This window comes from Sulfitobacter sediminivivens (assembly GCF_042611115.2).
In the GTDB taxonomy this organism is placed as follows: domain Bacteria; phylum Pseudomonadota; class Alphaproteobacteria; order Rhodobacterales; family Rhodobacteraceae; genus Sulfitobacter; species Sulfitobacter sediminivivens.
Map to the genome: position 1 here is coordinate 26,804 of NZ_JBHGAR020000007.1, position 20,149 is coordinate 46,952.

Below are 20,149 nucleotides of genomic sequence, written 5' to 3' on the forward strand. Positions count from 1 at the left end.
TTGAGACTACTTTTTACTGACGTCTGACCAAAGAACCTTGCCGTCCGATGCTTCCATACCGGGCGGGATACCATAAGAGGCGCGATAGCTCTTGGAGAAATGCGAGAGCGACTTGAAGCCGCACGCCACACATACATCCGTTACGGAAAGATCCGTTTGGCGCAGCAAATTGCGCGCTTTTTCAAGCCTTAGATGTAGGTAATAACGCTTGGGTGAGGTTTGGATGTATTTTGCAAAAAGCCGCTCAAGCTGCCTTGTGGAGAGGGAGACGATGCTGGCAATTTCATCTGGGATCAGGGGATCTTCCAGATTGTTTTCCATGATCTGCATGGCCAGCAACAGCTTTGCGTTTCGCACTTCGGGGCGGGATTGCAGGGACATGCGCTGGCCGTGGCTGTGCGCGCGTGGCACGGTATAGACCATTTGATCGGCCACCCAGGTTGCGATTTTGACGCCATAGTCCGCATGGACGCGGTGCAACATCATATCCATCGAAGCGGCCCCGCCCGCAGAGGTGAATACGCGGCCATCAACAGAATATATCGTGTCTTCCATGATCACATCCGGCAACATTTCGGCCAGTGCTGTTTTGTATTCCCAATGTGTCGTCACCCGTTTGCCCCCGATCAACCCGGCAAGCGCAAGGGTATAGGTGCCAGAGGAGAGCGCGCCGTAATCCATGCCCTTGCGGGTCTCGCGGCGCAGCCAGTTCAGCAGCGCCTTGGTGCTGCCATGGCCGGCGTTTTCACCTGCGCATACGATCAGGGTCTCTTCACGGGCAAGTTCAGTCAGCGCTGAATCGACATTGACCGTGACGCCATTATAGGCGGCAACAGGCGCACCGGATTCCGAGATCAGCCGCCATTTGTAATATTTCCGCCCGGATGGGTGATGATTGGCCAAAGACAGCGCATCCAGCGCACAGGAGAAACCCAACGTGGAAAAACCCGGCAAGAGTAAAAACGCATAGGCTTTGGGGGGTGGATGTTCTGATTGCTGAGAGGAATGGTTCATGGCAGCATTTTACATCAGAAATTGGGAACTGGGGAATTGCATTGCGCGGCAGGTGATGTCGTGTTTGGCCTTTAGGTCTTGTTTTGGCGGGAAATCTGGACGGCCAGAATGCCAAGGCTGATGATCGCAACGCCCAATATATCTGATGTCCCCAGCGCTTCATTCAGCATCAGCGCGGCGATGGCGACGCCAAAGAATGGATTGAGAAAATGGAATGTCGCGGCGCGTGTGGCTCCAATGCGATTGACCAGCCAAAACCACGCTACAGTAGCCGCAAGGCCCGGCACAAGACAGGTGTAGGTGAAGGCCGCTGCCAGACGCAGGGTCGGATCAATTCGAGGTGTTTCGAACAGGAATGCGGCCAGACTTAGAGCCACGCAACCGACCAGCATTTGCAGGCCGACAATCATCATGAAATTCCCACCCGAAGTTGCGCCACGCACCAGCAAAGTTGCGATCGTCAGTGCGATAACCCCGATTGCGCACAACATCACCCCGATCAGGTCTACATCGCCATCAAGCCGAGCCCCCATGATAATCGCTACGCCCACAACGCCAGCGGTTAAGCCAGCGACCCCCAGCGGCCGCAGCCGTTCCCCCAGAAACACCCATGCGGCCAGTCCAACCAGCAGTGGCATCGTCGATGCGATGATCGCAGCCAGCGACGCCTGAACTGTCTGCATCGCAACAAAATTCAAGCCCAGATAGACTGCGTTCTGCAAAATGCCAAAAATAATTGTGGCGCGCCATTGGGCTTTGCTCAGCTTCCAGTTTTGACCCAGCATGAGGGCGATCCCAACGCCCAGCAGACCAGAGATCAGATAGCGCAGGGACAGCGCGAGAAGGGGTGATGCGTCTGCAACGATAATCCGCGCAGACGTGAACGCGGACGACCACATGAGGGCAAATGCAAGCCCGACCAATATTGCGCGCACGTCCATAAAACTGCCTCAGATCAGATGTCTGGGGCACCTTTTCTGAATTCCACGGTGAGAACAAGCATGGTGGTCAATTGTGAGCAGGGATTGCGAATTCGACGATCAGCTGGCTGCCGTCTTGGGTGATGTCGGTTTTGGTGGTTCCGCCCAGGCCCGAGGCCGCAGCGGTCATCAATTTCATGCCGATGCCCTGGGTTCGGGTTGGTGTTTCATCGGCAAGTGACGATGATCCGATCCCGTCGTCCTGGCATTCCAAGCGGAAATTAGCATCGCCCAGATCGCGAAGCGCGATGGTGATTTTGCCTGCTCTTTCGTTTGGAAAGCCGTGTTTGATCGAATTGGCAACAAATTCGCTGACGATCATTGCCAGATTGGTGGCGTGCTCTGAGGATACGATAACCGGGTCTATGTCGGACGTAATCGCGACGTTTTCGGGGGCACCATCCTGCAAAAGCTCAATAACGCGTTGCATGTAGAGGCGCGTATCGACCAAATTGGGCTTTTCTGCGGTTTGCAGTTCTGAATGCAGCGCCGCCACGGCATCTATGCGGCGCTGCACGGCTGAAAGCGTATCTTTTGCGTTCTCGTCCTCAACCGTTCGGCTGTAGATACGCACGACAGATGCGATGGATTGCAGTGAGTTTTTGACGCGGTGGTCCATCTCGGCTTGCAGGATCATCTGATTTTGTAAAGCAAGCCGCAGTTCGAGCATTTTCATCACTTGTTTTGACAGAACACGCAGCGCGTTGCGTTGCAGTTCGGTCAGGTGCCGCGGTTTGGTGTCGATGACGCACAGGGTGCCGATCGGCATTCCGTTTGGGGCGACGAGTTTTGCACCCCCATAGAACCGAATAGCAGTGTCATCATTGGCCAGTGGATTGTCTGCTGTCCGCTGATCCGCCAACAGATCGGGGATCTCTACGAAATCATCTTCCAGGATCACATGAGAGCAGATTGAGCTTTCCAAAGATGTCTCAGTCTCGCTCACGCCAACCTTGGCCTTGAACCATTGGCGCGTGTCGTCAACGAGGCTGATGAGGGATATTGGGGTTTCGCAGATTTGCGACGCCAGTTCGACGATCTCGTCAAAGTCAGCTTCTTGAGGGGTATCAAGGATCCCGTATTGGCCTAGCGTTTCAAGCCGCTGTTCTTGTTGGGGGTGGATGGGGGCAAACATAAAAACCCTAAAATGGATACCTTCAGCGGCGGATGCCGTTAACTTATATATATGTCATCTGACATATTGCAATTGCGATTATATGAACGAAAAAGGGCCGCCAGAGGCGACCCGTTCCCACGTCTGAAATTGTTGTTCAGACTTAGCCGTTCACGCTGTCTTTCAGCGCTTTTGCGATGGTCATTTTCACGACCTTGTCCGCGTCTTTCTTGAACTGTTCACCAGTCGCAGGGTTGCGAACCATGCGTTCTGGGCGTTCGCGGCAATAGATTTTGCCAACGCCGGGCAGGGTGACTGCGCCGCCACCTGACACTTCACGAGTGATCAGGTTACATACCGCTTCGAGTGCCGCGCCTGCTGATTTCTTGTCTGCGCCCATGTCGTCTGCCAGTGCGGCGACGAGCTGAGTCTTTGTCATTGGTTTGGTTGCCATCTTTTATTCTCCTTAGACCGCCCGAATATAGGGCCTCATGAGCAGAATGTAACGGTATGTTGTAGGATAACACAACGAATAGTGGCCCGAAAAATACTGAAAAATGCGTTTTTCTGCGGTTTTTTGCCTTTAGAGAAAGGCCGTTTCGTCAAATGAGCGTAATTTCCGGCTATGAATGCGTTCAAGCGGGGTGTCGCGGACAAGTTCCATTGCGCGGATACCGATCATCAAATGGCGCGAAACCTGCGTTTTATAGAAGTCAGACGCCATTCCCGGCAGCTTTAATTCACCGTGAAGAGGCTTGTCCGAGACGCAAAGGAGCGTTCCGTAGGGGACCCTGAAACGATAACCGTTGGCGGCAATCGTGGCACTTTCCATGTCCAACGCGATGGAGCGCGACTGGCTTAGACGTTGGACCGGACCGGATTGATCCCGCAATTCCCAGTTGCGGTTGTCGATGGTGGCCACCGTGCCGGTGCGCATGATGCGCTTCAACTCGTAACCTTCGAGCTGGGTCACCTGAGCAACGGCCTTTTCCAAGGCGATTTGAATTTCCGCGAGCGCCGGGATTGGTACCCAAACCGGCAGATCATCGTCCAATACGTGATCTTCCCGCAGATAGGCGTGGGCCAGTACAAAATCGCCCAGAGCCTGGGTGTTGCGCAGACCGGCACAGTGCCCCACCATCAGCCAGGCGTGGGGGCGCAGGACGGCGATGTGATCTGTTGCTGTTTTGGCGTTGCTGGGACCGACGCCGATGTTCACCAGAGTGATGCCAGACCCATCGGCGCGTTTCAGGTGGTAAGTTGGCATTTGCGGTGTTTTGGGCGTGTCCGGGATCAGCGTATCCCCGTCAGTGATCTCAACATTACCGGTCGAGACAAACGAGGTGTAGCCGCTTTCGGGGTCATTCAACTGAGTGCGGGCAAAGTCCTCAAATTCTGTCACGTAGAACTGGTAGTTGGTGAACAGCACGTGACACTGAAAATGTTCAGGATCGGTTGCCGTGTAATGCGCCAAACGGGCCAGCGAATAATCGACCCGCTGGGCGGTAAAAGGGGCAAGGGGGCGTTCATCGTTAATGGGTGAAAATGTGCCGTTTACAATGTCATCATTTGTGGTGCTGAGGTCTGGCACATCAAAAATATCACGCAGGGTGAAATCGGCAGCCCCGTCTTGCGGAATATTGATCGCGCTTTCGCCCGTCACGGCAAAATGCACGGGAATGGGCGTATCCGACGCGCAGATGATCACGGGTTGGTCGTGATTTTCAATCAGCAGGCCAATCTGTTGGATAAGATAATTGCGAAACAGGTCGGGCCGCGTGATAGTTGCGGAAAAAGTCCCGGGCGATGACACATGGCCAAAGGACAAACGGCTGTCCACATGGGCATAGCTGGATGTGCGAAATCGAACCTCTGGGTAGTACGCGCGGATGCGGACACCTGCCGGGGTGCTCTCCATGGCGGCCGAAAACTGCTCGCGCAGGAATGTCGTTGCCTCGACGTATAGTTCGGTCAGGCGGTCGACAGCCGCCGTGGCGTCATGAAATTTTTCGGATGGGGTGGCATTGGGTGTCAGTATTTTTGTCATTATAGCGGCTCTAATAAGGGGATAAATTCGAATTTACGCACATCTACGAGGCCAAGATCGGAAATGCGCAATTCCGGGATCACGACCAACGCCAAGAGAGAGTGTTGCATGTAGGCGTTGTTTAACGTGCAGCCGCAGTCGCGCATCGCCTGCATCATCTGCTCGGCCTTGGCTGCGACTTCGGTGGCGGGGCTGTCAGACATGAGACCGGCAATTGGCAATGCAACAAGCGCCAATTCCTGACCGTCACGAAAGATGGTGATGCCACCCCCCACCTCGCGCAGGCGGTTCGCGGCCAATGCCATCTGGTCCGCATCGGTGCCAACGACGATCATGTGGTGGCTGTCATGGGCAACGGTCGATGCCATTGCCATCGACCCCTGATATCCGAAACCTGATACAAACGCGTTGACCACCGTGCCCGTCGCGCGATGCCGTTCAACCAGCGCAATCTGGCAGACTTCGCCGGTGCCCTGTACCCGCCCTTCGGTGACGGGCAATTCGAATTGCAGCGCCTTGGTCGGGGCCTGATTTTCGACGACGCCGATCACGTTTGCCGTTACCGCGTTTGCCCCGTGGGGTGCGGGGATATGAAAATCGGCAGCAGTCAGGTTCCTCCCCATGTTCACCGTCTGGCGCGCGGTATCGGGCCAGTTGTAGTGGGGACAATCAACAATGCATTCGCCATCCTGCGCAACGACCTGCCCGCGGGCGATAACAGTCTCTATCTTGAGCTTTTTCAGGTCCGGCGTCAGGATGATGTCCGCCCGCCTGCCCGGTGCAATCGACCCGATTTCGCGTTCAAGCCCAAAGTGAGTTGCTGTGTTGATCGTCGCCATTTGGAGGGCAATCAATGGATCACACCCACACTCAATTGCGTGCCGTACGACGCGGTTCATGTGGCCTTCGTTGACCAAGGTGCCGGAATGGCAATCGTCCGTGCACAGGATCATGTTGCGCGGATCGAGCCCTTTTTCCGTGATGGCGGTTATCTGAGTTTCGACATCATACCAGGCAGAGCCGAGACGGATCATGGATCGCATCCCCTGTCGCATACGGGCGATGGCGTCTGCTTCGCAGGTTCCTTCGTGGTCGTCCGCAGGGCCACCAGCCACATACGCGGCAAAAGCGGGGCCAAGGTCGGGTGACGCATAGTGCCCACCAACGGTTTTGCCTGCTTTCTGGGTTGCTGCTATTTCGGCCAGCATTTGCGGGGCTGCGTTGCTGACACCCGGAAAGTTCATCATTTCACCCAGACCGATGATACCGGGCCACTGCATCGCCTCAGCCACGTCTGCGGCGGATATTTCGAAGCCCGTCGTTTCCATTCCGGGGGCGGAGGGCGCACAGGAGGGCATTTGGGTAAAGATGTTGACCGGCTGCATCAGCGCCTCGTCATGCATCATCCTGACGCCTTTGAGGCCCAGCACATTGGCGATCTCATGTGGATCGGTGAACATTGATGTGGTGCCATGCGGGATCACCGCGCGGGCAAATTCTGCCGGGGTCAGCATGCCGGATTCGATGTGCATATGCCCGTCACACAGGCCGGGTATCATATAGCGGCCATTTGCCTTAATGATCGTGGTGTCGGCACCGCGACAATGGCCGGCATCCGGACCGACAAAAGCGATCCGCCCGGCAGCGATGGCAATGTCGTGATCAGGCAGGGCTTCGCGGGTGTGCACGTTTACCCAAATGCCACCGGAAATGATGGTGTCTGCTGGTGTACGTCCCGCAGCTACGTTCACAAGCTGGGCGGCGACATCGGGCCATGAGGGAAAATTATCTTGCGTCATGTCCAAAGGTGCCACAGGGTTTAGGCATGTTCAAGCGGATGCGACGCAAAGGAACCCCGATGAATTTTGAGACGGTCGCTGCCGAAGATTTTGGGGCCAGCCTGCGCGGCATTGGATTGAATTTGCTTGTCCGGGACGTTAAGCGCGAAGTCGCTTTTTTAGAGACTGTTTTTGGCATGAAAGGGCACCGCGTAAGTTCTGATTTCGCGATCATGGCTTATGGGGATCAAATTTTTCAACTGCACGGTGATGGGACCTATCATTCTAACCCTCTGCTTAGCCTGTTACCGGAAAGCCCGCCTCGGGGCACCGGGGTTGAAATAAGGCTCTATGAAAGCGATCCAGAGGAGGTTTGCGCAAAAGCGGAAGCCGCTGGAGGGATGATTTTACAAGGACCGACTGACAAGCCACATGGGCTGAAAGAAGCCTATGTGTTGTGCGAAAATGGCTATGCCTGGGTGGCAAGCAGGCCAATTTGATTTTGAAGGGGGCAGTGCGATGAGCGTAACACAGATCAGGTCCAACATGGACCATTGGCAGGAGCGCGTCGACCTTGCCGCGGCGTTTCGGTGGACCGCGCGGCTGAACATGCATGAAGGGGTCGCAAACCACTTTTCTCTGGCGGTCAACGATGCGGGCACGCAGTTCTTGATGAATCCCAATCAGGTGCATTTCAGCCGTATCAAAGCCAGCGATTTGCTGATGATTGATGCCGAGAATTCAGAGACACTCTTAGGCCCCAATGCGCCAGATCCGACCGCCTGGGGGTTGCACGGCGGAGTCCATCGGGCCTGCAAACATGCGCGCTGTGTCATGCATGTACATTCCATTCACGCGACGGTGTTGGCGTGTCTGCAAGACAGCCGCCTTCCGCCCATCGATCAGAATTGTTGTACCTTTTACAATCGTGTGGTGATTGATGAGGATTACGGCGGGCTGGCGTTTGAGGATGAAGGCGCGCGCTGTGCCAAACTTCTCAAGGACCCCAAACAGAAAGTGATGGTCATGGGCAGCCATGGCGTTTTGGTGATCGGCGATACGGTCGCAGATACCTTTAACAGGCTCTATTATTTCGAACGTGCCGCAGAAACGTATATTCGGGCGCTGCAGACGGGTCAGCCCCTGCGCCGTATTCCTGATGACATTGCCGAAAAAACAGCGCGTGAATTGGAAGAATATGCTGATCAGGACACACGGCATCTGGCGGAACTGAAGGCGATATTGGACAGCGAAGGGTCCGACTATGCAAGGTGACGCGCCAAAAAACGCGGTATGGAACTACCATCCGCCTTTGCCGCTGGAGGATCCATCGATCTTTGCCAAAGGTACGGGTATCGCGCATATTGCAGGCTGGTTTCGTCGAAATTGGCTGACGTTGAGCGAACGGATGCTTTTGCTGCTTTTGGCAATCGGTGGCTATTATTGGCTTTATCCATCGCTAGATGCGGCGCGCAGCTTTGAGGTTGGTTGGATATTTCAAACCTATGTCGTGAATTTGGCATTGGTCGGGGGTATCGCGGGCGCGCTGCACTGGTATTTCTACATGTATCGGGGGCAGGCCAAGACGCTGAAGTTTGATGGCCGCGATCAAGCCAAGAACAACCGTGCTTTCAAATTCGCAGATCAGGTCAAGGACAACATGTTCTGGACGCTGACCAGCGGCGTGGCGCAGTTGACCGGGTTTCAGGTTGTCACGATGTGGTTGATGGCCAATGGATATGCGCCGGTCATCACCCTGGCGGAAAATCCGGTTTGGTTTGTGGTGTGGATCGTTCTGCTGCCCGTGTGGTCAGCGTTCCATTTCTATTGGGTGCATCGTTTGCTGCATGTGCCATTTTTCTACACGCGCTATCATTCGCTGCATCACCGCAATATCAACATCGGGCCGTGGTCGGGGCTTTCCATGCACCCGGTTGAGCATTTTATCTATCTGACCTCGTTGTGCGTTCACTGGATTGTCGCGTCGCATCCGGTGCATTTGATTTTTCACGTGTTGTATCAGGGACCGGGGGCAGCGATGTCGCATACTGGATACGAGGACCTGTTGATCCGGGACAAGCGCAGCCTCGCGCTGGGCACGTTCTATCACACGCTGCATCACCGGTATTATGAATGTAATTATGGCAATCAGGAAATGCCCTGGGATCGCTGGTTTGGCACCTTTCATGACGGGACCGAAGCGGCAACGGCGGACACCCGTGCGCGCAAGAAACGGATGTATGCAAAATGACAGACGCGCGGCAGGAATGGAACCATGTGCCAGAGGTACCGATCGCGGTTTCGCCGTTGTGGCAATGGCCACCCAAACCCCTGGCGACGCTGAAATGGTATGCGGACGGCTGGTTTTTCCTCACCATCAATATGGCGATCCTTGGGTTGGCGTGGGTCAGTTATCTTTGGTTCAGTCCAGACCTGAACCAGACCCTAACATTGGGCATTTCGTGGATTGCGCTGATATTTCTCCGCAACTTCTTCTTGTTGCTGGTGGTCGCTGGCGGTCTGCATCTGTGGTTCCATACCTATGCAGTGCAAGGCACGGACAAAAAGTATGATCCACGGCCATTTCCGCGCATGGGACGCGTCTTCAGCTTTGATGCGCAGATCAAGGACAACATGTTCTGGTCGCTTGCCTCTGGTGTGACAATCTGGTCAGGATTTGAGGTGTTGCTTTGGTGGGCGCTGGCAAATGGCTATGCGCCGCTTACGACGTTCAGCGAGACGCCCATTTGGTTCATCGCGCTCTTCTTTCTCATTCCGGTCTGGGAAAGTTTTTACTTTTATTGGATTCACCGCCTGCTGCATTCCAATCTACTCTATCGGTTTCACGCTTTGCACCACCGCAATACCGATGTCGGGCCCTGGTCCGGGCTGTCGATGCATCCGGTAGAGCATGTCATGTATTTTGGTACCGTGATCATCCACTTTGTTCTGCCGACGCATCCCGTGCATCTGATTTTCCATCTGATGTTTTACGCGTTGCTGGCCGTCACCACGCACACTGGTTTTGAAGGTTTGTGGTTTCGCAATGCAAAGCGGGTGCATCTGGGTATGTTTCACCACCAGATACATCATAGATATTTTGAAGTGAATTATGGCAATCTGGATGTGCCCTGGGACAAGCTGTTTGGGTCATTCCACGATGGGACCCCAGAGGGCAAGGAGCGGATGCGCGCGCGGCTGCAAGCGCGAAAGCGCTGAATTGTTGAGCGGTTGCTAACCTTTAGCTGCTTTGATTTTTTGGCAATAACCCATATCCGAGCAGGTACCTTGAATGAATTTCCTTTTTGTGCACCAGAACATGCCGGGCCAATACCGTGAATTGGTGCAATGGCTCGCAGCGCGTGGGGCGCACAGAATATATTTTCTAACGCAGCGCAAAAACGCGCCCAGCCTAAATGGGATTGAGACCCGTTTGTACAAGACGCACCGCAGCGCGACCAAAGATTCCTACGGATTGTCGCGGGTGTGGGAAGAGGCAACAGGGAACGGATTTGGTGCGGCGCTGGCCGCCAAAGAGCTTGAGACCAAAGAGGTTTTCAAACCTGACATCGTAATCGGCCACGTGGGTTGGGGTGAATTAACGTTTATCAAACAGATATGGCCCGATGTGCCAGTAATCGGCTTGTTTGAATTCTATTATAACCTTGGTGGAGGGTTGGTCGGATTTGACCCCGATGATCCGATCTCGGAACAGACGCCATTCCTGATGCAAGCGCGCAATGCAGTGCCGTTGGCGAACATCGAGACTGTGGATATGGGGCAGTGTCCGACCCCCTGGCAACGTGACCAATTCCCAAACAGCTTTCATGATCGCATGTATGTCTGCCACGATGGCATTCGAACTGACAAGTTGCTGCCTAATCCGAAGGTAACATTGGGTCTGGGTCGACTGGGGCGCGAACTGACCCGTAATGATGAGGTGATCACATACGTCGCACGCAATCTGGAAAAAGCGCGCGGTTTCCATGTTTTTATGCGGGCGCTGCCGCGAATATTGAAAGAACGTCCAAATGCGCGCGTGCTGATTGTCGGGGGCAATGACACGTCTTACGGCGGCAAAAGCAAACACCGGGGCGGGCTTCGCGCAGAAATGGAAGCAGAAGTTGGTGCTGACATCGATTGGGACCGCGTGCATTTTCTGGGTCAGGTGCCGTATCTGGATTATCAAAAAATCATCCAGATCAGCAGGTGCCATATCTATCTGACGATGCCCTTTGTGCTGTCTTGGTCGCTGTTGGAATCGATGTCGATGGGGGCGGTTATCGTGGCCTCTGATGTGGCCCCAGTGCGCGAGGCGATTATAGATGGAGAGACCGGGCTTTTGGTTGATTTCTTTGATCACATTGCGATTGCGTCACGCGTTGTTGATGTTCTTGCCCGTCCCGAGGAGTTTTCACATCTGCGCCAGGCGGCAAGAGATCACGTCATTGAAAAATACGACTTTCTGACCAGATGCCTGCCGCAGCATATTGCACAGATCAACGCGCTGGTGCCTCGCGGGAAACAGATGGAAATCCCTTAGTCAGAGATGTTGTTGCCGACCGAAATCAGACCAAACGCCGACCCGACCAGACCCAGAATGGTGCGTGTGTTTGTGATCGGGCTTTCCGTTGCCAGCACCAAATCGCCAGACAGAAGGTGAAAATTCCCTGCCGAGAACAATCCGTCTGATGTGGTCAGATCAAGGGTGAACACAACCCGGGGTTTTTCAGGCCCCCGGATGCCATCGCTGACAGCAGTTGAACTGTATTCGCGCAGGATCAGGATGCCTTGGGGGTCGGCGCGGCTGTCGTTCACGCCGCCAATGATGGCCAGCGCGTCAAGGGCAGACACGTCATCGCGGTTAAACGAAAATTGGGCCTCGCGTCCGGCTGCACCGAGAGACAGGAAGTAGCGGCGGTCGCCCTCTACGATGACCTTGTCGCCACCACGCAGACGCGTGTCGAGGGACGGATTGTCATAAAGCCGGTCAACGGACGTGGCATAGATTTTTTGGCCGCGGACAAGTTTGACCTGCGGGTTCTCCAGGGTTCCGCTGACGCCGCCACCTGCGGAAATGGCCGACAGTACCGAAAAATTCTGATCTGGCATGATGATGTTGCCGGGATTATTGACGCCACCAACCAGATCGATTGAATTTGCACGCCCCTCGGCCATCGCAAGCTGCACCTGTGCGGATGGCACAATCGCTTCAACCTGACGCTGGATCAATGCGCGGGCGCTGTCAGGGGTGCGGCCCGATACCTTTACCTTGCCGACGTAAGGCACAAAGATGCTCCCGCTTTCGGACACACGGATAGAAGGCAGTGTCGCAACGCGCTGTTCGGCACCCGTCAGCAAAGAATTTTCACCGCTGTCCCAGACCAACAAATCCAGGCTGTCACCGGGACGGATTACCTGGGCGTTTGATCCGTGACTGTGGTTGATCCAGCTGTATCTGCGCGATCCACTGTGGGGCCATTTCCCAACGTTCGGCAGAAAATTGCGGGTCACAGGGTACACGGCAATGTCGGCTGCCGGTTGATTTGCGTTCTTTAATATCTCTCTTTCGACTGCTGCCCCACGGGGCAAAGAACCACACGCGGTCAAGGTGACCGTCAGCAGAATGCAGACGAGTATTCTGAAATTTGGGCCCATATCTGCGCAACCGCTCTTCATTGTTAATCAGGCGTTAATTGTTTGCAGTCTTATTGCTTAAAACACGCAAAAGGTAAGGCATTCAATCCAATTCTATCTAAAGGTGTGGATTGGTTGCGCAAATGATACGAAACGAGGCCCGGCACAAGTGATTGCGAACCTGTCTAGCGGATCTGGCAAAGTGGTGCTGTTGGGGGCATCTGGAAAACTGGGCCAAATGCTCCGTCAGATGTGGCCGGTTCCGGATGATCTGGTGTGTCACAGCCGATATGAACGGCCGGGGTTTGTTTCTTTCGATCTCTGTCGCGATTTTGATGCGGTGCGCAAGCACTTTGAAAGTGCGCGCGCCGTGGTTTGCTTGTCTGGCGTGACAGCACGCCACGCCAGACAAAGTGGCGATGCGTTTTCGTTGAACACAGATCTGGCTCTGGCCGCCGTGCAAGCAGCGCGCGATGCCGGGGTTGGGCGGGTGTTTTTGGTGTCCTCCGCTGCGGTCTATGGTCGGGCAGGTGGCGTTCTGGATGAGAGTGGCAGATGCGATCCCCTATCAGACTATGGGCGGGCCAAGCTTGACATGGAAAATGCCGGGCTGAAGAAAGCCGCGGATATTGGACAACAGACGACCGTGCTTCGGATTGGAAATGTTGCTGGTGCAGATAGCATTTTGGGCGGCTGGACCGATGATATGGCGATCGATCAACTGCCTGATGGGCGGACCCCACGGCGCAGCTATATTGGCCCAGATACATTGGCGAACGTGGTTTGTCGTCTGACTCAAGTGGTCGGTTTACCGGATATCATGAATGTTGCTGCACCGGGCACGGTAGAAATGGGCAGGCTTTTGGATGCTGCCGGCCTGCCATGGGTCCCCCGCAAAGCCGCTGTGAATGTGATCGAAAACGTTGAGCTTTCGACCGGGCGGCTTGGACGGCATGTGCGCGGCGGCACGCAGATCTCAACCACTGCCGGTTTGGTGGCGGAATGGCGTCGATTTACTCAGAACAACAGAGGACACCAAAATGACTTTGCGCAAGCGTATCTTTGACCTGTTCTTTGCCAGCATATTGGTGGTCGTTCTCGGGCCAGTCCTGCTTTGCTTGCTGGCCTATTTGCTGATCAAAGAGGGGCGACCGCTGTTTTATGTGGCCGAACGGATGCGGGGGCAGAGTGAACCGTTCAGCCTATGGAAATTAAGAACAATGACCGTGGTTGATTTCGACAGAGGCGTGTCAGGCGGTGACAAATTGGCACGGGTTACAAGGACAGGTGCGTGGCTGCGCAGCAAAAGGTTGGATGAATTCCCTCAACTTTGGAACATTCTGCGTGGCGATCTGAGCTTTGTCGGGCCGCGCCCGCCGTTGCGCGAATATGTAGAACGGTTTCCTGACATTTATGACGAGGTCCTGAAATCGCGTCCGGGTGTGACGGGGTTGGCAACGATCCGGTTCCACAAACACGAAGAACGGTTGTTAGAGCGATGTGAATCACCAGATGAAACGGATGATGTCTATTGCCGGATTTGCGTGCCGCGAAAGGCACGTCTTGATTTGATTTACCAGCGCAACCAATCGATCTGGTTTGATATCGATCTCGTATTTAAAACTATTGTTAACCTTTTTAACCGTAGAAGTAGAATTAAATCTACTTAAGGTTGCATCATCTTTTCACCTTTGCCAAATGGAGTTGTGGGCACGGTGGGCCAATGCCTGGTGCCGAGCTTTCGGGGGGTCATGAGAACTGTTGTTTGACAGTCAAAGCAAAGGTCGCGAAGCGTTGAAGAGTAAATGGCAATATCCGTGTTGGACCTGATCAAGGCCCTGACAAAGCATCAAAAATGCATGATTATGCTGTTTCTCGACGCAGTTCTGATCATGCTGTCGATGCTTTTTGCGCTGGCGGCGGTGGGCCTGCCTGCTGGGCTAGGTGCCAATCTCATCACCTATATTCCGGTACTGCCCTATGTTCTGCTCAGTGGTGCGGCTGCCTCTCACTGGCTCGGTGTGTGCTCAATTCGGCTGAAAGCATATGAAACCGCAGCAATTGGGGTGACCGCCGTCTATGCGCTGCTTCTCGCCATCGCATCAGCCATTCTGTCGGGCATCGAGCATCTTGATTTTCCACTGGCGCTGCATTTTGTGTTTGGTGTTGTGCTTTTTGCGTCGATTGTCATCAGCCGTGCAGTCTTGTTGCAGTTGGTTTTGGCGCTCTACCGACGGTCTCCACGACGTTGCAGGGTGCTTATTTATGGTGCCGGCACAACCGGGAATCAGCTGGTTTCGGCCTTGCGCGGCCACGAAAACATTGAACCTGTGGCATTTGTAGATGACAACGCAGCCTTACAGGGCCTGATGGTGGCGCATCTGCCCGTCTATACGCCACTGCGCATTGGCGAGATTGCAATTGCAAAGAAGATTGACCGTGTTTTGCTGGCGGTTCCTTCGTTGAGTCCACCAAAGCAGGCCCAGATTGCGCGACGCTTGAAGGAAATGGGACTGGAAGTTCAGACGCTCCCATCGTTTGCACAATTGATTGGCGAAGAGGCGTTGGTAGACAAGCTGGAGCCAATTTCGGCCCACAGTTTTCTCAATCGCGACGAGGTTGCCGATTCAATCGCTGATGGTGCGGTTTGCTATAGGGATAAAGTCGTTCTGGTGAGCGGTGCGGGAGGGTCAATCGGATCGGAATTGTGCCGTCAGGTGCTGGAATGCCGTCCTGCCAAGCTTGTCCTTTATGAACTGAGCGAGTTGGCATTGTATCAGGCCGATATGGAATTTCGGCCTCAGACCAAAGGTATGGACATCGAAATTGTTTAGGTTCTGGGATCGATCACGGATCCGCGGCTGGTCAGCAAGACTATGGCAGAGCATGCTGTTCAGGTGGTTCTGCATGCTGCCGCCTATAAACATGTTCCCTTGGTTGAGGCCAATCCGCTCACAGGATTGGTGAACAATGTGATTGGGACCCAAGTGCTCGCTGAACAAGCGATCAAAGCGCATGTCGAACGATTCATTTTAATATCGTCTGACAAGGCAGTGCGCCCAACCAACATGATGGGGGCGTCAAAGCGTCTTGCGGAACTGCTAATACAGGACCTGGCCCGGTCCGGTCGGAGCGGCGGACAGACGATCTTTTCAATGGTGCGCTTTGGAAATGTGCTAGGTTCCTCAGGATCAGTTGTTCCGCTGTTTCAGGATCAGCTTAGCCGTGGAGGGCCGCTCACCGTCACGGACCGGTCGGTTGCGCGCTATTTCATGACAGTTCAAGAGGCGGTCAATCTGGTCCTGCAAGCAGGTGCCATGGCACAGGGTGGCGAAGTTTTTGTGCTTGATATGGGCAAGCCGGTTTTGATTTATCACTTGGCGCGTCAGGTGATCGAAAGTGCCGGATACACGGTGCGTGACGCGGACAACCGTGAAGGCGATATTGAGATCGAGTTTACCGGGTTGCGCCCCGGAGAAAAAATGACCGAGGAACTGACCCTTTCAGGCAAAATGTTGAGCACTGACCACCCCAAGATTTTTTCAGCCCAAGACGAAGGTTTGTCAGAAATCGAAGTGGCCTCGGCGATGCGGCAACTACGCGAGGCGCAGATTGCCTATAATGAGGGCATGGCAGTTGAGGTCGTGCAGCGCTGGGTCGAAGGATTTGAGCATGCGGCCCAGAAGCGAATTGCATCGTAGTTGAAGCATTTCTTTTTGGTTATGCCATCACTGAACTCGATTAGCATCATACCGTCGCTGTGATTGGCGTGCGGAACGGGCGAGCAAAGAACCCCTCAATACAAAATGAGGGACGTTTCCGCATGCAGGGTCAGCTTTATTCTTGATGAACCCGCGGTCGCAGGCCATGTAAACGAACATGGATAGAACTTTGCTTTCATTTGGCCATGGTTTTAGTGCCCGCGCACTGGCCAAACGGTTGGTTCCGCAAGGATGGCGGATTATTGGAACGACCCGCAGTGCTGAAAAGATGCCAAGCATAGCAGCATCAGGTGTCGAACCATTCCTTTGGCCGGGCAGCGACATCTCTGCGCTGATCCCAATAGTACCGCATATTTTGATTTCGGCAGGGCCAGATAACGATGGCGATCCGGTTCTGAACGCTTTGAGATCCGAAATTGCCGTTGCTGCGTCCGGGTTTCGGTGGGTTGGCTATCTGTCGACCACGGGTGTCTACGGTGACCATCAAGGCGCGTGGGTCGACGAAGACACACCCCTGGCACCCTCAACCAAGCGCGGCCATGCCCGTGTTAAGGCAGAAGCGGAATGGCAATCCATCCCCGACCTGCCCCTGCATATCTTTCGGTTGGCGGGTATTTATGGACCCGGGCGGGGCCCCTTTGCCAAAGTGCGAAATGGTACTGCCCGCCGTATCATCAAAAAGGGACAGGTTTTTTCACGCATTCATGTGGGCGATATTGCGCAGGCACTGGAGCTGTCGATTGCGGCACCGCACGCCGGGGCAATCTATAACCTGTGTGATGATGATCCAGCACCTCCTCAGGACGTGATCGGACATGCCGCAGAATTGCTAGGACTGCCTCTGCCAGAAGCTGTGGATTTTGAAACCGCAGAAATGACCCCAATGGCCCGCAGTTTTTATGCCGAAAGCAAGAAGGTCCGCAACGATCGCGCCAAAGAACACCTTGGGTGGCGGCCCAAATATCCCGACTACAAAACGGGATTGGCCGCCATGTTAAAAGATGCCACCTGACCGGCGGCTGTTCTGATCCAGCATGGGCAAGACACGATAAGATTGACGGCAGGTCCTTGTTGGCCTTCGGCAAGATGGCCATATAGGGGCAATTGAACCAGCAGGCGAAATCAGTGAAAAACCGCGTAGAATCATTTCTTGAAACACCTAGTTTCGGCAATTTCATTATGGCCGTCATCATCTTTAATGCGATCCTGCTGGGGATGGAAACATCTGCGGCCATCATGTCCCGTGCGGGCGGAATTATCCTGTTTTTGGACAGGCTGTGCCTTGCAATTTTCGTGGTCGAGATTGCGGCAAAGTTGTTTGCATATCGTTTCAGATTTTTTCGCGATGGCTGGAACATCTTTGACTTTGTAATCGTGGGAATTTCGCTGGTCCCAGTGACGCAAGGGTTTTCAGCGCTACGGGCATTGCGCATCTTGCGGGTGCTTAGACTGGTGTCCACGGCCCCGCGTTTGCGCCGGGTGGTCGAAGGGTTCGTCAATGCGTTGCCGGGGATGGGATCGGTATTTTTGCTGATGGCGCTGATCTTTTATATCGGTGCAGTGATCGCGACAAAGCTATTCGGCATGAACTTTCCAGAATGGTTCGGCACACTGGGCCGCAGCGGTTATTCACTGTTTCAGATCATGACGTTGGAAAGCTGGTCAATGGGCATCGTGCGCCCAGTGATGGAGGTTTATCCATTGGCGTGGATGTTCTTTGTGCCGTTCATTATGGTCACGACTTTTGCCGTGGTAAACCTGCTGGTCGGTTTGATTGTCAATTCGATGCAAGATGCCCATCACGAAGAAACCAACGCAGAGACCGACGCCTATCGAGTTGAGGTCGCTGACAGGTTGTTGGCCATTGAAAAACGAATGGATGCTCTTTTAGAACAGCGAAACAAGTAAGCTCTGCGTGGGAAGCAGGATCAAGCGCGTTGTGAATTCAGGCTGGCAACACCCAGCACATCCAGCACCTTGGCTTCGATATGTTCCGCATTCATCCCGGCAACGGCGTACATGTCCTCCGGGTTTGCCTGATCAATAAAGATGTCAGGCAGAACCATGGACCGATATTTGAGCCCCTGATCAAAGACACCTTCTTCGGCAAGGAGTTGCGCCACATGGCTGCCAAAACCGCCAATGGCCCCTTCTTCGATGGTGATCAGCACTTCGTGGTCTGCGGCAAGCGACAGGATCAGGTCCCGGTCCAGCGGCTTGGCAAACCGTGCGTCCGCGATTGTGGGCGTGATGCCCTTGGCTTCCAAAGCTTCGGCCGCTTTTTCGACTTCGCCCAACCGTGTGCCGAACGACAAAAGCGCAACTTTTGACCCAACCTTGATGATCCGGCCTTTGCCAATCTCAAGCGGTATGCCGCGTTCAGGCATGTTCACGCCGTTCCCTTCGCCGCGGGGGAAACGGAACGCAATCGGGCCGTCATCATAGGCGGCGGCGGTGGCAACCATGTGCTTTAGCTCGGCCTCATCAGCGGCGGCCATGACGACAAATCCGGGCAGATTGGCAAGGAAGGCCACATCGAAGGCACCCGCATGGGTCGCCCCGTCGGCCCCGACCAGCCCCGCGCGGTCAATGGCAAAGCGCACAGGAAGACGCTGGATGGCGACGTCGTGCACCACCTGATCATAGCCGCGCTGCAGGAAGGTCGAATACATCGCGCAAAACGGTTTCATCCCACCAGCGGCAAGCGCCGCTGAAAAGGTCACGCCATGTTGTTCGGCAATGCCCACGTCAAAACACCGGCTGGGATAGCGTTCGGCAAACAGGTTGAGGCCTGTGCCATCCGGCATTGCAGCCGTGACAGCGCAAATCTTGTCATCCTCTGCCGCCTCAGCCATCAGGCTTTGCGCAAACACGGATGTGTAGCTTGGTGCATTAGACGGTGTTTTCTTTTGTTCACCCGTCACCACATTGAATTTGGACACACCGTGACCCTTGTCGCGCGCTTTTTCAGCGGGGCCATACCCTTTACCTTTTTTGGTCAGGACATGGATCAGGATCGGCCCGGTGGCACGTTGTTTTACAGTGCGCAAGACGGGCAGCAGCTGGTTCAAATCGTGGCCGTCGATTGGCCCGAGGTAGGAGAAGCCCAATTGCTCGAACAATGTCCCGCCCACGGCCATGCCCTTGAGCATATCCTTGGCGCGGCGCGCACCTTCGCGGAAGGGTTCAGGCAGCAGGCTGACGGCACCCTTGGCCGCAGCTTTCAGATCCTGAAATGGCTCTTCGGCATAAAGGCGGCTGAGGTACGATGACATCGCGCCAACAGGAGGAGCGATCGACATTTCGTTGTCGTTCAGAATAACGATCATGCGTTTCTTGAGGTGGCCTGCGTTATTCATCGCCTCATAGGCCATGCCCGCCGACATGGACCCGTCACCAATGACCGCAATTGCATCACCAAGTCCCTCTGGCACCACACCACCCAGATCGCGCGCAACAGCGAAACCAAGTGCGGCACTGATCGAGGTCGAACTGTGGGCGGCCCCAAAGGGGTCATAGGGGGATTCGCTGCGCTTGGTGAAGCCACTTAGCCCGTCTTTCATGCGCAGGGTGCGGATCCGGTCACGGCGTTCAGTCAGAATCTTGTGAGGGTAACATTGATGACCCACATCCCAGATGATCTTGTCACGCGGGGTGTCAAAAACGGCATGCAGCGCCACTGTCAATTCCACGACGCCCAGACCGGCGCCCAGATGCCCGCCAGTAACCGATACTGCGGAAATGGTTTCGCTGCGCAATTCTTTTGACAATTGGATCAAATGCGCGTCCGACAGTGCCTTTAGATCAGCAGGGCGTGAAATCTGATCCAGCAATGGTGTTTCGGGCGTGTCGGTCAT

At 54.7% G+C, this 20,149-nt stretch carries 17 protein-coding genes and 1 pseudogene; 10 read left to right on the plus strand and 8 right to left on the minus strand.

What is annotated here, in order from left to right; all coding sequences use genetic code 11:
* Positions 1 to 6 precede the first annotated feature (6 nt).
* The 6 genes from ACEWL3_RS09335 to ade form a co-directional block, all read right to left on the minus strand.
* On the minus strand, positions 7 to 1,014 hold the full coding sequence (locus ACEWL3_RS09335) for a GlxA family transcriptional regulator (RefSeq protein ID WP_386182461.1): 1,008 nt from the start codon (positions 1,012 to 1,014) through the stop codon (positions 7 to 9).
* Positions 1,015 to 1,085: 71 nt separating this feature from the next.
* A complete protein-coding gene (locus tag ACEWL3_RS09340) occupies positions 1,086 to 1,955 on the minus strand; it encodes a DMT family transporter (RefSeq protein ID WP_386182459.1) in 870 nt (289 codons plus the stop codon).
* 67 nt (positions 1,956 to 2,022) lie between these two features.
* Complete coding sequence (locus tag ACEWL3_RS09345) at positions 2,023 to 3,129, minus strand: histidine kinase dimerization/phosphoacceptor domain -containing protein (RefSeq protein WP_386182457.1); 1,107 nt, start codon at positions 3,127 to 3,129, stop codon at positions 2,023 to 2,025.
* Positions 3,130 to 3,271: 142 nt separating this feature from the next.
* Positions 3,272 to 3,562, minus strand: coding sequence for an HU family DNA-binding protein (locus ACEWL3_RS09350; protein WP_114876782.1), 291 nt, complete (start codon positions 3,560 to 3,562; stop codon positions 3,272 to 3,274).
* Between the two features lie 129 nt (positions 3,563 to 3,691).
* Positions 3,692 to 5,155 (minus strand): AMP nucleosidase, encoded by a 1,464-nt coding sequence (locus tag ACEWL3_RS09355; protein ID WP_386182455.1) that lies wholly within the window; start codon positions 5,153 to 5,155, stop codon positions 3,692 to 3,694.
* Positions 5,155 to 6,954, minus strand: coding sequence for an adenine deaminase (gene ade / locus ACEWL3_RS09360; protein WP_386182453.1), 1,800 nt, complete (start codon positions 6,952 to 6,954; stop codon positions 5,155 to 5,157). Before ade ends, ACEWL3_RS09355 begins: the two co-directional genes overlap by 1 nt.
* A gap of 59 nt (positions 6,955 to 7,013) precedes the next feature.
* On the opposite strand from ade, the gene ACEWL3_RS09365 reads away from it, so the two are divergent.
* The 5 genes from ACEWL3_RS09365 to ACEWL3_RS09385 all read left to right on the plus strand — a co-directional run bounded on the left by ACEWL3_RS09365 (position 7,014) and on the right by ACEWL3_RS09385 (position 11,476).
* Positions 7,014 to 7,433 carry a VOC family protein gene (locus ACEWL3_RS09365; protein WP_386182451.1) on the plus strand — a complete coding sequence of 140 codons (420 nt, stop codon included), beginning with the start codon at positions 7,014 to 7,016 and terminating at the stop codon, positions 7,431 to 7,433.
* A gap of 19 nt (positions 7,434 to 7,452) precedes the next feature.
* Positions 7,453 to 8,208: a class II aldolase and adducin N-terminal domain-containing protein gene (locus ACEWL3_RS09370; RefSeq protein WP_386182449.1), complete on the plus strand. Its 756-nt coding sequence runs from the start codon at positions 7,453 to 7,455 to the stop codon at positions 8,206 to 8,208.
* The gene (locus ACEWL3_RS09375; RefSeq protein WP_386182447.1) at positions 8,198 to 9,184 is read left to right on the plus strand and encodes a sterol desaturase family protein; all 987 of its coding nucleotides are present in this window, start codon (positions 8,198 to 8,200) and stop codon (positions 9,182 to 9,184) included. The genes ACEWL3_RS09370 and ACEWL3_RS09375 overlap by 11 nt, the downstream gene beginning before the upstream one ends.
* Positions 9,181 to 10,152, plus strand: a complete 972-nt coding sequence (locus ACEWL3_RS09380) for a sterol desaturase family protein (RefSeq protein ID WP_386182445.1) — start codon at positions 9,181 to 9,183, stop codon at positions 10,150 to 10,152. Before ACEWL3_RS09375 ends, ACEWL3_RS09380 begins: the two co-directional genes overlap by 4 nt.
* A 73-nt stretch (positions 10,153 to 10,225) precedes the next feature.
* The gene (locus tag ACEWL3_RS09385; protein ID WP_386182443.1) at positions 10,226 to 11,476 is read left to right on the plus strand and encodes a glycosyltransferase family 4 protein; all 1,251 of its coding nucleotides are present in this window, start codon (positions 10,226 to 10,228) and stop codon (positions 11,474 to 11,476) included.
* Here ACEWL3_RS09385 and ACEWL3_RS09390 read toward each other — a convergent pair.
* The gene (locus ACEWL3_RS09390; RefSeq protein ID WP_386182441.1) at positions 11,473 to 12,447 is read right to left on the minus strand and encodes a polysaccharide biosynthesis/export family protein; all 975 of its coding nucleotides are present in this window, start codon (positions 12,445 to 12,447) and stop codon (positions 11,473 to 11,475) included. The genes ACEWL3_RS09385 and ACEWL3_RS09390 overlap by 4 nt on opposite strands.
* Before the next feature lie 328 nt (positions 12,448 to 12,775).
* On the opposite strand from ACEWL3_RS09390, the gene ACEWL3_RS09395 reads away from it, so the two are divergent.
* The 5 genes and pseudogenes from ACEWL3_RS09395 to ACEWL3_RS09415 all read left to right on the plus strand — a co-directional run bounded on the left by ACEWL3_RS09395 (position 12,776) and on the right by ACEWL3_RS09415 (position 18,200).
* The gene (locus ACEWL3_RS09395; RefSeq protein WP_435000804.1) at positions 12,776 to 13,636 is read left to right on the plus strand and encodes an NAD-dependent epimerase/dehydratase family protein; all 861 of its coding nucleotides are present in this window, start codon (positions 12,776 to 12,778) and stop codon (positions 13,634 to 13,636) included.
* Positions 13,611 to 14,240: a sugar transferase gene (locus tag ACEWL3_RS09400; protein ID WP_386182438.1), complete on the plus strand. Its 630-nt coding sequence runs from the start codon at positions 13,611 to 13,613 to the stop codon at positions 14,238 to 14,240. The genes ACEWL3_RS09395 and ACEWL3_RS09400 overlap by 26 nt, the downstream gene beginning before the upstream one ends.
* Before the next feature lie 699 nt (positions 14,241 to 14,939).
* Positions 14,940 to 16,271 (plus strand): annotated as a pseudogene (locus tag ACEWL3_RS09405) (polysaccharide biosynthesis protein).
* A gap of 178 nt (positions 16,272 to 16,449) precedes the next feature.
* Positions 16,450 to 17,304: an SDR family oxidoreductase gene (locus ACEWL3_RS09410; RefSeq protein ID WP_386182436.1), complete on the plus strand. Its 855-nt coding sequence runs from the start codon at positions 16,450 to 16,452 to the stop codon at positions 17,302 to 17,304.
* A 113-nt stretch (positions 17,305 to 17,417) separates the two neighbouring features.
* Positions 17,418 to 18,200, plus strand: coding sequence for an ion transporter (locus ACEWL3_RS09415; protein ID WP_386182434.1), 783 nt, complete (start codon positions 17,418 to 17,420; stop codon positions 18,198 to 18,200).
* Between the two features lie 20 nt (positions 18,201 to 18,220).
* Here the strand turns inward: ACEWL3_RS09415 and dxs are convergent, their stop codons facing one another.
* A complete protein-coding gene (gene dxs / locus ACEWL3_RS09420; RefSeq protein ID WP_386182432.1) occupies positions 18,221 to 20,149 on the minus strand; it encodes a 1-deoxy-D-xylulose-5-phosphate synthase in 1,929 nt (642 codons plus the stop codon).